This is a genomic window from Streptomyces sp. OfavH-34-F, from assembly GCF_022347745.1.
GTDB lineage: Bacteria > Actinomycetota > Actinomycetes > Streptomycetales > Streptomycetaceae > Streptomyces.
Genome location: NZ_JAKRGC010000039.1, coordinates 18,276 through 31,685 on the forward strand (window position 1 = coordinate 18,276; position 13,410 = coordinate 31,685).

Annotated in this window: 13 protein-coding genes; 8 read left to right on the forward strand and 5 right to left on the reverse strand. The window is 70.2% G+C overall.

Annotated features, from left to right (window positions below; all coding sequences use genetic code 11):
* Positions 1-155: 155 nt before the first annotated feature.
* Positions 156-2,759 (forward strand): FHA domain-containing protein, encoded by a 2,604-nt coding sequence (locus MHW47_RS09430; RefSeq protein WP_239222202.1) that lies wholly within the window; start codon positions 156-158, stop codon positions 2,757-2,759.
* Between the two features lie 95 nt (positions 2,760-2,854).
* Here the strand turns inward: MHW47_RS09430 and MHW47_RS09435 are convergent, their stop codons facing one another.
* Positions 2,855-3,655: a transglycosylase SLT domain-containing protein gene (locus tag MHW47_RS09435; RefSeq protein WP_239222203.1), complete on the reverse strand. Its 801-nt coding sequence runs from the start codon at positions 3,653-3,655 to the stop codon at positions 2,855-2,857.
* A 435-nt stretch (positions 3,656-4,090) separates the two neighbouring features.
* On the opposite strand from MHW47_RS09435, the gene MHW47_RS09440 reads away from it, so the two are divergent.
* Together MHW47_RS09440 and MHW47_RS09445 are read left to right on the forward strand one after the other, a co-directional pair.
* Positions 4,091-5,236 (forward strand): GAF domain-containing sensor histidine kinase, encoded by a 1,146-nt coding sequence (locus tag MHW47_RS09440; RefSeq protein WP_239222204.1) that lies wholly within the window; start codon positions 4,091-4,093, stop codon positions 5,234-5,236.
* Positions 5,229-5,873: a response regulator transcription factor gene (locus MHW47_RS09445; protein ID WP_239222205.1), complete on the forward strand. Its 645-nt coding sequence runs from the start codon at positions 5,229-5,231 to the stop codon at positions 5,871-5,873. Before MHW47_RS09440 ends, MHW47_RS09445 begins: the two co-directional genes overlap by 8 nt.
* Positions 5,874-5,908: 35 nt before the next feature.
* On the opposite strand, the gene MHW47_RS09450 is transcribed toward MHW47_RS09445, so the two are convergent.
* Positions 5,909-6,688, reverse strand: a complete 780-nt coding sequence (locus MHW47_RS09450) for a hypothetical protein (protein ID WP_239222206.1) — start codon at positions 6,686-6,688, stop codon at positions 5,909-5,911.
* 153 nt (positions 6,689-6,841) lie between these two features.
* Here MHW47_RS09450 and MHW47_RS09455 point away from each other — a divergent pair, with 153 nt between their 5' ends.
* From MHW47_RS09455 to MHW47_RS09470, 4 genes are all read left to right on the forward strand, one after another.
* The gene (locus tag MHW47_RS09455) at positions 6,842-7,639 is read left to right on the forward strand and encodes an ABC transporter ATP-binding protein (protein WP_239222207.1); all 798 of its coding nucleotides are present in this window, start codon (positions 6,842-6,844) and stop codon (positions 7,637-7,639) included.
* A gap of 71 nt (positions 7,640-7,710) precedes the next feature.
* Positions 7,711-8,142 carry an NfeD family protein gene (locus MHW47_RS09460; protein ID WP_239222208.1) on the forward strand — a complete coding sequence of 144 codons (432 nt, stop codon included), beginning with the start codon at positions 7,711-7,713 and terminating at the stop codon, positions 8,140-8,142.
* Between the two features lie 74 nt (positions 8,143-8,216).
* Positions 8,217-9,146, forward strand: a complete 930-nt coding sequence (locus tag MHW47_RS09465) for an SPFH domain-containing protein (protein WP_239222209.1) — start codon at positions 8,217-8,219, stop codon at positions 9,144-9,146.
* A gap of 61 nt (positions 9,147-9,207) precedes the next feature.
* A complete protein-coding gene (locus MHW47_RS09470; RefSeq protein ID WP_239222210.1) occupies positions 9,208-9,975 on the forward strand; it encodes a sulfite exporter TauE/SafE family protein in 768 nt (255 codons plus the stop codon).
* 62 nt (positions 9,976-10,037) lie between these two features.
* Here MHW47_RS09470 and MHW47_RS09475 read toward each other — a convergent pair whose 3' ends face one another.
* The 3 genes from MHW47_RS09475 to MHW47_RS09485 form a co-directional block, all read right to left on the reverse strand.
* Positions 10,038-10,544, reverse strand: coding sequence for an HNH endonuclease (locus tag MHW47_RS09475; protein ID WP_239222211.1), 507 nt, complete (start codon positions 10,542-10,544; stop codon positions 10,038-10,040).
* A 150-nt stretch (positions 10,545-10,694) separates the two neighbouring features.
* A complete protein-coding gene (locus tag MHW47_RS09480) occupies positions 10,695-11,234 on the reverse strand; it encodes a YbhB/YbcL family Raf kinase inhibitor-like protein (RefSeq protein ID WP_239222212.1) in 540 nt (179 codons plus the stop codon).
* Between the two features lie 68 nt (positions 11,235-11,302).
* Positions 11,303-12,085, reverse strand: a complete 783-nt coding sequence (locus tag MHW47_RS09485; protein WP_239222213.1) for a sporulation protein — start codon at positions 12,083-12,085, stop codon at positions 11,303-11,305.
* Positions 12,086-12,159: 74 nt separating this feature from the next.
* On the opposite strand from MHW47_RS09485, the gene MHW47_RS09490 reads away from it, so the two are divergent.
* Positions 12,160-12,801 (forward strand): DNA-3-methyladenine glycosylase, encoded by a 642-nt coding sequence (locus MHW47_RS09490; protein ID WP_239222214.1) that lies wholly within the window; start codon positions 12,160-12,162, stop codon positions 12,799-12,801.
* Positions 12,802-13,410: the final 609 nt, after the last annotated feature.

Here is a 13,410-nt window from a genome sequence, read left to right on the forward strand (position 1 = left end):
CACCGGTCCGTCCCCTTTCGCCTGGCTGGACAGGTCTCGGTGAGGTCACCTCGGACCGCCCGGCTTTCGTATCGGGGACCGGTCCTGGAATAGTTCGCCCCGATGTTCAGCATCCCTAGGCTCCCTGCGACGGGGGCGACACGGGGGACGACTAGGTGGGGCGCGGAGTGCCGGAACTCGTACTGGAATTGAATGGCAGGACCTGGACGCTCGATCCGTCCAGGTCGTACACCCTCGGACGTGATCCGCAGGGCGACATGACGATCGACGACGCCAGGGTGTCGTGGCGGCACGCCACGATCAGCTGGAACGGGCGCAGCTGGTTCATCGAGGACCACGGCAGCACCAACGGCACCTATGTGCACGGGCAGCGCGTTCAGCAGCTGGAACTCGCCGCCGGTGCCACCGTGAACCTGGGCAACGCCACCGACGGCCCCCGGCTGACCCTGAGCGCCGCCGACGTCTACAGCGGCCGGGCCGCCGGTCCCGCGCAGCCGCAGCAGGCCCCGCCGCCCCAGCACCCCCAGCAGGGGGGCCACCCGGGCTGGCAGCAGCCGGCGCCCCAGCAGCCCGTGCCGCCGCAGCAGCAGGGGTGGCAGCAGCCCGCCCCCCAGCAGCCGAACATGCCGCAGCCGAACGCGCCGCAGCCGAACATGCCGCAGCAGCCGCACGTCCCGCAGCAGGGCGCGGCCCCGGCACCGCCCGGCCCCGGCACCGGCCGCCCGGCCGGCTCACCGCCGGTCTACGGGGACCGCAGTCCCACCACGTTCCACCAGCTGGCCCTCGGCCGGGTGATGCGGATCGGCCGTGCGCTGGAGAACGACCTGGTCGTCTCGGACCTCCAGGTCTCCCGGAACCACGCCGAGTTCCACGCCACGCCGGACGGCCGCTTCGAGATCCGGGACCTCGGATCGCACAACGGCACGTTCGTCAACGGTCAGCCGCTGTCCAAGTCCGGTTCGGCGTTCATCGGCCCGAACGACATCGTCGGCGTCGGCCACTCGACCTTCCGGCTGGTCGGCGACCGGCTGGAGGAGTTCGTCGACACCGGCGAGGTCTCCTTCGCCGCCCGCCACCTCACGGTGACGGTCGACGGCGGCAAGCAGATCCTCCGGGACGTCTCGTTCGGCGTCCCCGAGAAGTCGCTGATCGGCGTCATCGGCCCGTCCGGCTCCGGGAAGTCCACCCTGCTCAAGGCGCTCACCGGCTACCGGCCCGCCAACCAGGGCGACGTCCTCTACGACAACCGGAACCTCTACAAGCAGTTCGCCGAGCTGCGCCAGCGCATCGGTCTGGTCCCGCAGGACGACATCCTGCACAAGGAACTGACCGTCACGCGCGCCCTGAAGTACGCGGCCAAGCTCCGCTTCCCCGCGGACACCACCGAGGCCGAGCGCCAGGCCCGCATCCACGAGGTGCTCACCGAGCTGAAGCTCGACGTCCACAAGGACAAGAAGGTCACCTCGCTCTCCGGCGGCCAGCGCAAGCGCGTCTCGGTGGCGCTGGAGCTGCTCACCAAGCCGTCGCTGATCTTCCTGGACGAGCCGACCTCCGGCCTCGACCCGGGCATGGACCGCGACGTCATGCAGCTGCTGCGCGGCCTGGCCGACGACGGCCGCACCGTCCTCGTGGTCACGCACTCGGTGGCCGAGCTGGCCATCTGCGACAAGCTGCTGGTCATGGCGCCGGGCGGCGCCGTCGCCTACTTCGGCCCGCCGGACGAGGCGCTGAACTTCTTCGGCTACTCCACCTGGGCCGACGTCTTCTCCGCGTTCGAGAACTACCGCGACCACGACTGGGGCGGCCGCTGGCGCGGCTCGCAGCACTACCAGATGTACGCCGCGGACATCGACGCCGCCGCCCCGCAGTCGGTGCACATGCCGCCGCCGCAGCAGATGCGCCCGCCCAAGCCGCAGGGCTGGGGCACGCAGCTGTGGACGCTGATGCGCCGCTACCTCTCGGTGATCGGCTCCGACAAGGGCTTCATGGGCTTGATGGTGATCCTGCCCGCGGTGCTGGGCATCGTCAGCGTGGTCATCCCGTCGGACTACGGGCTCGCCCCGCCGAAGCCGCCGCACAAGTTCAACGGCGACGCCGGAACGATCATGCTGATCCTCACCATCGGCATGTGCTTCTCCGGCGCGGCCAACTCCGTACGCGAACTGATCAAGGAACGCGTCATCTACGAACGGGAGCGGGCCACCGGCCTGTCCCGCTCCGCCTACCTGATGTCCAAGGTCATCGTCCTCGGCATGATCACGGCCGTGCAGGGCGTCATCATCTGCGGCATCGGCTTCGCCACCCGCGACCTGCCCGAAGAGGGCCTGATCATGCCGCCGGCCGTCGAGCTGTGCCTGACGGTCATCGCGCTCGGCTTCACCTCGATGATGTTCGGCCTGGTCATCTCCTCGCTGGTGAAGACCGCCGAGAAGACCATGCCGCTGCTGGTCATGTTCGCGATCGTCCAGGTCGTCTTCACCGGCATCCTCTTCCAGGTGTACGGCTCGCCGGGGCTGGAGCAGTTCGCCTGGCTGATGCCCTCCCGCTGGGCCATCGCGGGCGCCGGCTCGACGCTGGACCTCGCCCACCTCATGCCGCCGTGGGACGCGAGCAACCCCACCGACCTGGACCCGCTGTGGGAGCACACGGCCACCCAGTGGGGGATCAACATCTCGGTCCTGCTGTTCCTCGGCATCGTCTGCGGCTTCGCCGTGGCCCGGCTGCTGCGCCGCCACGAGCCCGAGGTCATGCGCAAGTAGGGCGGCCGTCCGGTCCGGACACGCACGCGCCGAAGGGCGGCACCCGCGCGGGGTGCCGCCCTTCGGCGTCTCTCACACCCCGTGACCGGAGCGGATCAGTACGCGCTGTTGACGTTGTCGATCGAGCCGTACTTGTCGGCGGCGTAGTTGGCCGACGCGGTGATGTTGGCGACCGGGTCGTACTGCGTGTGCGGGGTGCCGGACACGTGGTAGTAGTCGAACGTCGGCTTGATGATCTGGAGCAGACCGATCGACGGCACGCCGTTGCGGGCGTTGATGTCCCAGTCGTTGATGGCGTTCGGGTTGCCGCTGGACTCCCGCATGATGTTGCGGTGCAGGCCCTCGTACGTACCCGGGATGCCCCGCTCCTTCATGATGGCCAGGGACTCGCGGATCCAGCCGTCCAGGTTGTCGGCGTACATGTGCGTACGGGCGGAGGAGCGGCTGGCGGCCTCCTGGCCGCGCGAGGACTTCTTCTTCCCGCCCTTGTGCTTGTGCTCGGACGAGCCGTGCTTCTTGCCCTGCGACTTCTTCGCCCAGGACTTCTCGTTCTTGCCGGACTTCCCGGACTTCTCGGACTTGCCGGAGTCGCCGGTCTCCTCCTTCACCGCGGCGGCCTTCTTGGCCTTGGCGGCGTCGGCGGCCTTGACCAGCTTCTCGGCGGTCGAGTGCTGCTCGATGACGCTGTCCTGGATCGCCCGCGCCTGCTTGGAGTTCGCGGAGTCGAAGACGACCGGGCCGGCGGAGAGGGCCTGCGGTTCTGCGTCGGCCGCGGCGTTACCGGGCACCAGGGACAAGGAGAGGGCAGCGGCGGCGACGGCGGAGATGCCGGCGGCGGAGAGCTTCTGGGTCTTGTTCAGGCGTCGGAGACGGCCGGTGATGCGGGGCGCGGACATGCAGGCGTACCTCTTCGAATTCGGGGGGTCCTCACGGAGGACGAAGACGGGAGCGGCAACGCATCTCCGTCGGGGACGAGCTCAATTCTTAGCGGCGGCAAAATGGCCTGGCAAAGGTGTGACGTACGAAGCCGGGTAGTGGAATGAGGTGCGGTTTGCCGGGTTCGCTCCCAGGTCAAGCCCGCCCAAATCGCCCTTTTCGCCCACTATGCGGGTTCGTAAGTGACGTGCACCCTATGCGCGGCCTCACATCGGACCGGCCCGGTCGTCACCATGAGTTGCTCAAGCAATGCGGAATGCGACGTCCCGGAAGGGGTGCGGGGACTCCACCCACCCCCGGGCCGCCCCCGCCCCAGGTCCTAGGCCCTGCGCCCCGGTCCCCGGCCGCCCCCGGTCCGATACGGGCGGGCGGGCCCCGCCGGTACCGTGAGCCGCATGAGCCACCGACCCCCCTCGGGCCTCGCGGCCGTCAGCGCCGCGCTGCTCGCCATGAGCCGCCACCTGGAGGTACGGGACGTCCTGAAGACGATCGTCGCCTCGGCCCGCGAGCTCCTGGACGCCGAGTACGCCGCCCTCGGGGTGCCCGACGACCACGGCGGCTTCGCCCAGTTCGTCGTCGACGGCGTCAGCGAGGAGCAGTGGAAGGCCATCGGCCCGCTGCCCCGCCAGCACGGCATCCTCGCCGCCATGCTCCACGGCACCCGCACCGAGCGGCTCGCCGACGTCCGCAAGGACCCCCGCTTCGGCGGCTGGCCCAGCGCCCACCCCGACATGTCCGACTTCCTGGGACTGCCCATCCGGGACGGCGACGAGACCATCGGCGCGCTCTTCCTCGCCAACAAGAGGTGCCCCAAACCGGAGGGCGTCTGCGGGTTCACCGCCGAGGACGAGGAACTGCTCTCGATCCTCGCCCAGCATGCCGCCATCGCCCTCACCAACGCCCGCCTCTACGAGCGCAGCCGCGAACTCACCATCGCCGAGGAGCGCTCCCGCCTCGCCCACGAACTGCACGACGCGGTCAGCCAGAAGCTGTTCTCGCTCCGGCTCACCGCCCAGGCCGCCACCGCCCTGGTCGACCGCGACCCGGCCCGCGCCAAGGGCGAACTCCAGCAGGTCGCCGCCCTCGCCGCCGAAGCCGTGGACGAACTGCGCGCCGCCGTCGTCGAGCTCCGCCCGGCCGCCCTGGACGAGGACGGCCTTGTCGCCACCCTCCGCACCCAGGTCCAGGTCCTGGACCGCGCCCACACCGCCCGCGTCACCTTCGCCGGCACCGGCGTCCGCGCCCTGCCCGCCGCCCAGGAGGAGGCCCTGCTCCGGGTCTCCCAGGAGGCCCTGCACAACGCCCTGCGGCACGCCGACGCCGACCACGTCGACGTCACCCTGGTACGCCGCGACGGCGCCACCGTGCTCCGCGTCACCGACGACGGCCGGGGCTTCGAACCCGCCGCCACCCGCCGGGCCGGCCGGCACCTGGGCCTGGTCTCCATGCGCGACCGCGCGAGCGGCGTCGGAGGCCGGCTCACCGTCGAGTCCGAGCCCGGCAAGGGCACCACGATCGAAATGGAGATCCCCGGTGGCTGACAGGATCATCAGGGTGCTGCTCGTCGACGACCACCAGGTCGTCCGCCGCGGCCTGCGCACGTTCCTGGAGATCCAGGACGACATCGAAGTGGTCGGCGAGGCGGCCGACGGCGCCGAGGGCGTGACCGCCACCGAGAAGCTGCGGCCCGACGTCGTCCTGATGGACATCAAGATGCCCGGCACCGACGGCATCGAGGCGCTGCGCCGCCTCCGCGAACTGGAGAACCCGGCCAAGGTCCTGATCGTCACCAGCTTCACCGAGCAGCGCACCGTCGTCCCCGCCCTGCGCGCAGGCGCCTCCGGCTACGTGTACAAGGACGTCGACCCGGACGCCCTGGCCGGGGCCATCCGCTCCGTCCACGCCGGACACGTCCTGCTCCAGCCCGAGGTCGCCGGGGCCCTGCTCGCCCAGGACGACCCCGGCACCGGCACCGGCCGGGGGAGCACCCTCACCGAACGCGAACGGGAAGTCCTCGGCCTCATCGCCGACGGCCGCTCCAACCGGGAGATCGCGCGCGCCCTCGTCCTGTCCGAGAAGACGGTCAAGACCCACGTCTCCAACATCCTGATGAAGCTCGACCTCTCCGACCGCACCCAGGCCGCCCTCTGGGCGGTCCGCAACGGAGCGGCGGGCTGACCCCGGCCGGCCGGGACGGAGCCCGGCCGGCACCCCTACCGCGCCAGCTCCTCCACATACGCGTTGTACGCCGCCACCTGAGCCCGCCGCGCCACCCGCTCCACCGGCCGCAGCGCCTCGACCCTGGCCGCCATCTCCGACGCGCTCACCGCGCCGCCGTGCCCGTTCTCGTACGCCACCGAGACCAGCAGCCCGACCCGCTGCGCCAGTTCGAGCACCCGTACCGCCCGCGGCGGATAACCCGGCGCCAGCACCTCGCGCCCCCGCTCCGCCCGCGCCCGGTACGCGTCCACCGCCGCCTCGGCCACCGGCCCCGACCCGGCCACGTCCAGCCGGGTCAGCACCGCCGTCGCGTCCCGCAGCGCCTCCGCCAGCTCCCGCTCCGCCTCGCCCAGCGACGGCACATCGGCCGGCGGCGCCTCCCGCACCGCCAGGCAGTGCCACACCACGTCGACGTGGACGTCCCCGGCCGGGCCCGCCTCGCGCACCTCGGGCACCAGCCCGTACGGAGCGCCGTGGCCGACCACCGCCTCCTCCGCCTCCAGCGCGCGGGCGTTGAAACCGGGCGGACCGCTCAGCCCCAGCGGATGCCCCGGCACCGGCAGCGCGACCCGGAAACCGCTCACCCCCAGCGACCGCAGCCGCCCCAGGGCGAGCGTGAGCCCCACCGGACCCGCCTCACCGGGCAGCCCCTCGACGCGGTGCACCGCGTCCTCCCCGACGACGGCGAGCGCCGCCTCGTCCGGCGACACCAGCCCCGCCAGCAACGCGTTCCCCCAGGCGGCCAGCACCCCTGAACGTGGTTCCACAAGCATGCGGACAGCCTAGGCGGTGTCCGGCACCTCCCCGCGGCCCCGCGACGGCGGGCCCAGCGCCGCCCGCACTCGCGCCGTGGCGTAGGTTTTCCCTGGGAGCCTGCCCGACCGGCACGCGACGATCTCGACACTGCATGAGGAGACAACGCGCTCATGAGCGATGTACTGGAGCTGGTGGACGTATCGGTGGTCCGCGACGGACGCGCTCTGGTGGACGGCGTCTCCTGGTCGGTCAAGGAAGGGGAGCGCTGGGTCATCCTCGGCCCCAACGGCGCGGGCAAGACCACCTTGCTCAACATCGCGTCCAGCTACCTCTTCCCCAGCAAGGGCAGCGTCAGCGTCCTCGGCGAGCGGCTCGGCGGCGTCGGCACCGACGTCTTCGACCTGCGCCCCCGCATCGGCATCGCCGGCATCGCCCTCGCCGACAAGCTCCCCCGCCGCCAGACGGTCCTGCAGACGGTGCTCACCGCCGCCTACGGCATGACCGCCACCTGGAACGAGAACTACGACAAGGTCGACGAGGACCGCGCCCGCGCCTTCCTCGACCGGCTCGGCATGACCGCCTACCTCGACCGCAAGTTCGGCACCCTCTCCGAGGGCGAGCGCAAGCGCACCCTGATCGCCCGCGCCATGATGACCGACCCCGAACTGCTCCTCCTGGACGAGCCCGCCGCCGGCCTCGACCTCGGCGGCCGCGAGGACCTGGTGCGCCGCCTCGGCCGGCTGGCCCGCGACCCGTACGCGCCCTCCATGATCATGGTCACGCACCACGTCGAGGAGATCGCCCCCGGCTTCACCCACGTCCTGATGATCCGCCAGGGCAAGGTGCTCGCCGCCGGCCCCATGGAGACCGAGCTGACCTCGCGCAACCTCTCCCTCTGCTTCGGCCTGCCCCTCGTCGTCGAGCACCAGGGCGACCGCTACACCGCCCGCGGCCTCCCGCTCGCCTGACACCGTCCCGAAAACCCCGCCGCCCGATCGCGCCCTGTCCGTAAGGGCGTTGACGGCCCTACCATGACCATGTGGACATCGACGCGTGGGTGTGGTGGCTGATCGGCGCGGCGGGACTGGGCATCCCCCTCGTCCTGACCGCGATGCCCGAATTCGGCATGTTCGCCGTGGGGGCGGTCGCCGCCGCGGTCGTGGCGGCCCTCGGCGGCGGCATCGTGGCCCAGGTCCTGGTCTTCGTCATCGTCTCGGTGGCGCTGACCGCCGTCGTCCGGGTGATCGCCGTCCGCCAACGGGCCGACCGCACCCCCCGGCACGCCACGGGCATCGACGCCCTGAAGGGCCGTCAGGCCGTGGTCCTGGAACGCGTGGACGCGTCCGGCGGCCGGATCAAGCTGGCCGGGGAGATCTGGTCGGCGCGCGCCCTCGACGCCGGACTCAGCTTCGAACCCGGCCAGCAGGTCGACGTCGTCGACATCGACGGCGCGACGGCCGTCGTCATGTGACCGAACGGCCCCCACGGCACGGCGTGTTCTGTCAGACTCGATGACGATCATCAACCGAAGGGCACGAGGAAACGATGCAACCGATCATCATCGTCCTGATCATTCTGGTGGTGCTCGTCTTCATCGCCCTGATCAAGACGATCCAGGTCATCCCCCAGGCCAGCGCCGCCATCGTCGAACGGTTCGGCCGCTACACCCGCACCCTCAACGCGGGCCTGAACATCGTCGTCCCGTTCATCGACTCGATCCGCAACCGGATCGACCTGCGCGAGCAGGTCGTGCCCTTCCCGCCGCAGCCCGTCATCACCCAGGACAACCTGGTCGTCAACATCGACACCGTCATCTACTACCAGGTGACCGACGCCAGGGCCGCGACGTACGAGGTCGCCAGCTACATCCAGGCCATCGAACAGCTCACCGTCACCACCCTCCGCAACATCATCGGCGGCATGGACCTGGAACGCACCCTCACCTCCCGCGAGGAGATCAACGCCGCCCTGCGCGGAGTCCTCGACGAGGCCACCGGCAAGTGGGGCATCCGCGTCAACCGCGTCGAACTCAAGGCGATCGAGCCCCCCACCTCCATCCAGGACTCGATGGAGAAGCAGATGCGCGCCGACCGCGACAAGCGCGCCGCCATCCTCCAGGCCGAGGGCACCCGCCAGTCCGCGATCCTCACCGCCGAGGGCGAGAAGCAGTCCGCGATCCTGCGCGCCGAGGGTGAGGCCAAGGCCGCGGCCCTGCGCGCGGAGGGCGAGGCCCAGGCCATCCGTACGGTCTTCGAGTCCATCCACGCCGGAGACCCGGACCAGAAGCTCCTCTCCTACCAGTACCTCCAGATGCTCCCGAAGATCGCCGAGGGCGACGCCAACAAGCTCTGGATCGTGCCCAGCGAGATCGGCGACGCCCTCAAGGGCCTCAGCGGCGCCTTCGGCAACCTCCCCACCGGCGCCCCCGGCTTCAACACCGGCAAGGAGCGGCGAGAGGAACCCCCGCTCGACTGACGCGCACACCCCCCGTGCATGATTCGTGCACCAGGCACCGATCACGCACGGGGGATATGCCATGTCCATCTGGGAGATGCTCGCCGTCTTCACCGCGGGGATCAGCGCCGGGGCGATCAACACCATCGTCGGCTCGGGGACGCTCATCACCTTCCCCGTCCTGCTCGCCACCGGCCTGCCCCCGGTCACCGCCACCGTCTCCAACGCGCTCGGCCTCATCCCCGGCTCCATCAGCGGCGCCATCGGCTACCGCGCGGAACTCCGGGGCCAGCGCTCCCGCGTCCTCAAGCTCACCACCGGCGCCCTCGTCGGCGGCCTCACCGGCGCCACCCTGCTCCTCGCCCTGCCGTCGACGGCCTTCGAGACCATCGTCCCGGTCCTGGTCGCCCTCGCCCTCGTCCTGGTCATCTTCCAGCCGCGCATCAGCAGGGCCGTCCAGCGGCGACGGGCCGAGAAGGGCGAATCGGCCCACCCGGACGGCGGCCCGCTGCTCTACATCGGCCTGACCCTGGCCAGCGTCTACGGCGGCTACTTCACCGCCGCGCAGGGCATCATCTACCTCTCCCTCATGGGCATGCTGGTCGACGACACCATGCAGCGGCTGAACGCGGTGAAGAACGTCCTGGCGGCCATCGTCAACAGCATCGCCGCGCTCTTCTTCCTCTTCGTCGCCGACTTCGACTGGACCGCCGTCGTCCTGATCGCGGTCGGCTCCGCGCTCGGCGGCCAGATCGGCGCCAAGGTCGGCCGCCGCCTCAGCCCCACCCTGCTGCGCGGCCTCATCGTCACGGTCGGCACGGTCGCCATCGTCCAGCTGCTGCTCCGCTGAACGACCGGAGCCCGCCTCCCCTCGGGGAGACGGGCTCCGGTCGTGCACCGGGCGTACGGCGCCTACGCGGCGCTGCGCGCCAGCCAGTCCGGCAGCGCCGAGCGGTCACCGGCCCCGAGGGCCAGCAGCATCGCCTCCGCCGGGGACGGCACGAAGGGCTGCCGCAGCAGCGGCATCCCCGCCTGCTCCGGCGTACGGTCCGCTTTGCGGTGGTTGTCCTCGGCGCACGAGGCCACCGTGTTGAGCCAGGTGTCCTGCCCGCCCTGCGCCCTCGGCACGACGTGGTCGACGGTGCTCGCCCGCTTCCCGCAGTACGCGCACCGGTGCTGGTCGCGGACCAGCACCCCCCTCCTGGACCACGGGGCCTGTCTTCGGAACGGCACCCGTACGTACCGGCAGAGCCGGATCACCCTCGGCACCGGGATGTCCACGTCGGCGCCACGCATACGGAGGTCGGGGTGGGACTGCTCGACGACGGCCTTGTCCTGAAGGATCAGCACCACCGCACGGTTCAGCGTCACCGTCGACAGTGGTTCGAAGCTCGCGTTCAGCACCAGCGTGTCCCGCATCTCGCCCACCTCCCGTGTGCCGGCCGCCCCCCTGGCGGGCCCGGACCCACTCTGGCCGTGCACGCCGTGAGGGACAACGCATTAAAAAAATGCCCTGCCCTGATCTCTCCAGGACCAGGGCAGGGCAAACGGCAGCGGAAGTTTTGGTACTCAGCCGTTCGCGGCGGGCTCCGCGTACTCACCGATCAACTGGGCCCGGCCCAGGGTGTGGAACCGCAGGTTGAACCCGACCGCTGCGGGTGGGGTGTCGCTGTCGGTGCCGAGCTTCTCGGTGTCCACCGCGTACACCGTGAACACATAGCGGTGGTTCTCCCCGGCCGGCGGGGCGGCGCCCCCGAAGTCCTTGGTCCCGTAGTCGTTGCGCGCGTGCACGGCACCGGCGGGCAGTCCTTCGAACGAGCCGCTGCCCGCGCCCGCCGGCAGTTCCGTGACCGACGCCGGGATGTCGAAGAGCACCCAGTGCCAGAACCCGCTGCCCGTCGGGGCGTCGGGGTCGAAGCACGTCACGGCGAAGCTCTTGGTCTCCGCCGGGAAGCCCTCCCACCGCAGCTGCGGCGAGGTGTTCCCGGCCGCGTACACCTGGGCGTCGGCCAGCACGGCCCCCGGAGCGAGGTCCTCGCTCACCACGGTGAACGAGGGAACCTCCGGATGGAAGTCGTGCGGCAGCGGCGCCCTCTTCGGCTCGGTCACGTCAGCACCTCTCTGTCGGTTCCGTCGGACGGCGCGGGGGGAGATCACCCCCCGCCCGTCTTCCGACCCTAGAGCCAGTTGCGCTGACCGCCGACCTGGGCGAGCCACTGGTTCAGGTACGCCGCCCAGTCGGTCTCCTGGAAGTTGTGCAGACCGACCTTGAAGGCGCGGTAGGAGTCGCTGCCCTCGCTGAACAGGCCCGGCTTCTTGTCCATCTCCAGGACGACGTCCATCTCGCGGTCGTCCGCGACGAAGGACAGCTCCACCTGGTTCAGCCCGCGGTACTGCGACGGCGGGTAGAACTCGATCTCCTGGTAGAAGGGCAGCCGCTGACGCGTGCCGCGGATGTGGCCGCGCTCCATGTCGGCGCTGCGGAAGCCGAAGCCCAGCTGGCCGAAGGCGTCGAGGATGGCCTCCTGGGCTGGCAGAGGGTGCACGTTGATCGGGTCGAGGTCGCCGGAGTCCACCGCCCGCGCGATCTCCAGCTCGGTGGTCACGCCGATGTTCATGCCGTGCAGGTGCTGGCCCGCGAACATGGTGATCGGGGTCTCCCAGGGGATCTCCAGCCCGAACGGCACCACGTGCACAGCTCCGGCCTGCACCTCGAACGCGCCGCCGATCCGCAGCTTCGTGAACTCGATGTCCTGCTTGTACTCCTGGTCCTGCCCCTCGACCTCGACGCGGGCCTGGAGCCCCACGGAGAGTCCCTCGATCTGCTGGGCCACCGATCCGCCCTGGATACGCACCTCGCCCTGGACGACCCCGCCCGGAACGACGTTGACCTCGCTCAGCTCCGTCTCCACCGAGGCGCCGCCGGCACCCATGCTCGCGAGCAGCCGCTTGAAGCCCATCTTGTTTCCCTCCTAGGTCCTGACCCCTACATACGCGCGACGACCGTACTCGGTTCCCGCTAACCTCGAACCTCATGATCGATGGCCCGGACCGTACGCCGCTGACGCGGGACTTCTTCGACCGCCCCGTACTGGAGGTGGCGCCGGATCTCCTCGGCCGGACCCTGGTACGTGTCACCCCGGACGGGCCGATCGAGCTGCGCCTGACGGAGGTGGAGGCGTACGCCGGTGAGATCGACCCCGGCTCCCACGCCTTCCGCGGCCGGACACGGCGCAACGAGGCGATGTACGGGCCGCCGGGCCATGCGTACGTCTACTTCACGTACGGGATGTGGCACTGCATGAATCTGGTGTGCGGGCCCGAGGGCCGGGCGAGCGGGGTCCTGCTGCGGGCCGGCGAGATCGTGGAGGGCGCCGAGCTGACGCGCAAACGTCGAGTTTCGGCCCGGAATGACAGAGAACTGGCCAAAGGCCCGGCCCGGCTGGCGACCGCCCTGGACATCGGCCGTGCGCTGGACGGCACCGACGCCATCGCCCACGAGGGCGCCGAACTGTACGTGCTCCACGGCGCCCCGCCACCCGGTGACCAGGTACGGAACGGCCCGCGCACCGGAGTGGGCGGTGACGGGGCCGTGCACCCCTGGCGGTACTGGATCGACGGCGACCCGACGGTGAGCCCGTACCGTGCCCACGCACCGCGCCGCAGGCGAACTTGACTCGTTGCCCGGGGGACACCTAGTGTTGTCCGAGTCGCTTGACACGGGTATAGCTGTTGGTTCGGTCCATCGGATCGCACACCGCGCAGACCCGGAAGCGGCCAACCACTACCTACAACTCACCCCAGAGGGTGCGGATTTCGGCATGCCGGAATTCTGTTCCCACTGACTCGATTATGAGTAACCGGGAGAATCCGCTAAAGTAGTGGACACGCCGAAAGGGAAACGCGAAAGCGAAGACCTGGAAAGCGAAAAACGTTTGACCCGCTTCGACCGGGAATCGGACACGAAAGAGTCTGATAGAGTCGGAAACGCAAGACCGAAGGGAAGCGCCCGGAGGAAAGCCCGCAAGGGTGAGTACAAAGGAAGCGTCCGTTCCTTGAGAACTCAACAGCGTGCCAAAAGTCAACGCCAGATATGTTGATACCCCGGCCTGCTACGGCAGGTTGGTGGTTCCTTTGAAAAGCCCTGCACGGTCCCTTGCGGATCGGGCAGGCAAAAAACACAGCGAGGACGCAGTGGACGACGGGTCTTATTCCGGCCCGGTACGTTCCGCTCTCGTGATGTGTGGTCCCGATTACGGGAAAACATTCACGGAGAGTTTGATCC

What these genes read in the sequence shown, in the direction of transcription:
- MHW47_RS09435 (WP_239222203.1), bottom strand. Translation starts at nt 3,655, where the DNA reads ATGTCCGCGCCCCGCATCACCGGCCGTCTCCGACGCCTGAACAAGACC.
- MHW47_RS09440 (WP_239222204.1), top strand. Translation starts at nt 4,091, where the DNA reads ATGAGCCACCGACCCCCCTCGGGCCTCGCGGCCGTCAGCGCCGCGCTG.
- MHW47_RS09450 (WP_239222206.1), bottom strand. Translation starts at nt 6,688, where the DNA reads ATGCTTGTGGAACCACGTTCAGGGGTGCTGGCCGCCTGGGGGAACGCG.
- MHW47_RS09455 (WP_239222207.1), top strand. Translation starts at nt 6,842, where the DNA reads ATGAGCGATGTACTGGAGCTGGTGGACGTATCGGTGGTCCGCGACGGA.
- MHW47_RS09465 (WP_239222209.1), top strand. Translation starts at nt 8,217, where the DNA reads ATGCAACCGATCATCATCGTCCTGATCATTCTGGTGGTGCTCGTCTTC.
- MHW47_RS09470 (WP_239222210.1), top strand. Translation starts at nt 9,208, where the DNA reads ATGTCCATCTGGGAGATGCTCGCCGTCTTCACCGCGGGGATCAGCGCC.
- MHW47_RS09475 (WP_239222211.1), bottom strand. Translation starts at nt 10,544, where the DNA reads ATGCGGGACACGCTGGTGCTGAACGCGAGCTTCGAACCACTGTCGACG.
- MHW47_RS09485 (WP_239222213.1), bottom strand. Translation starts at nt 12,085, where the DNA reads ATGGGCTTCAAGCGGCTGCTCGCGAGCATGGGTGCCGGCGGCGCCTCG.
- MHW47_RS09490 (WP_239222214.1), top strand. Translation starts at nt 12,160, where the DNA reads ATGATCGATGGCCCGGACCGTACGCCGCTGACGCGGGACTTCTTCGAC.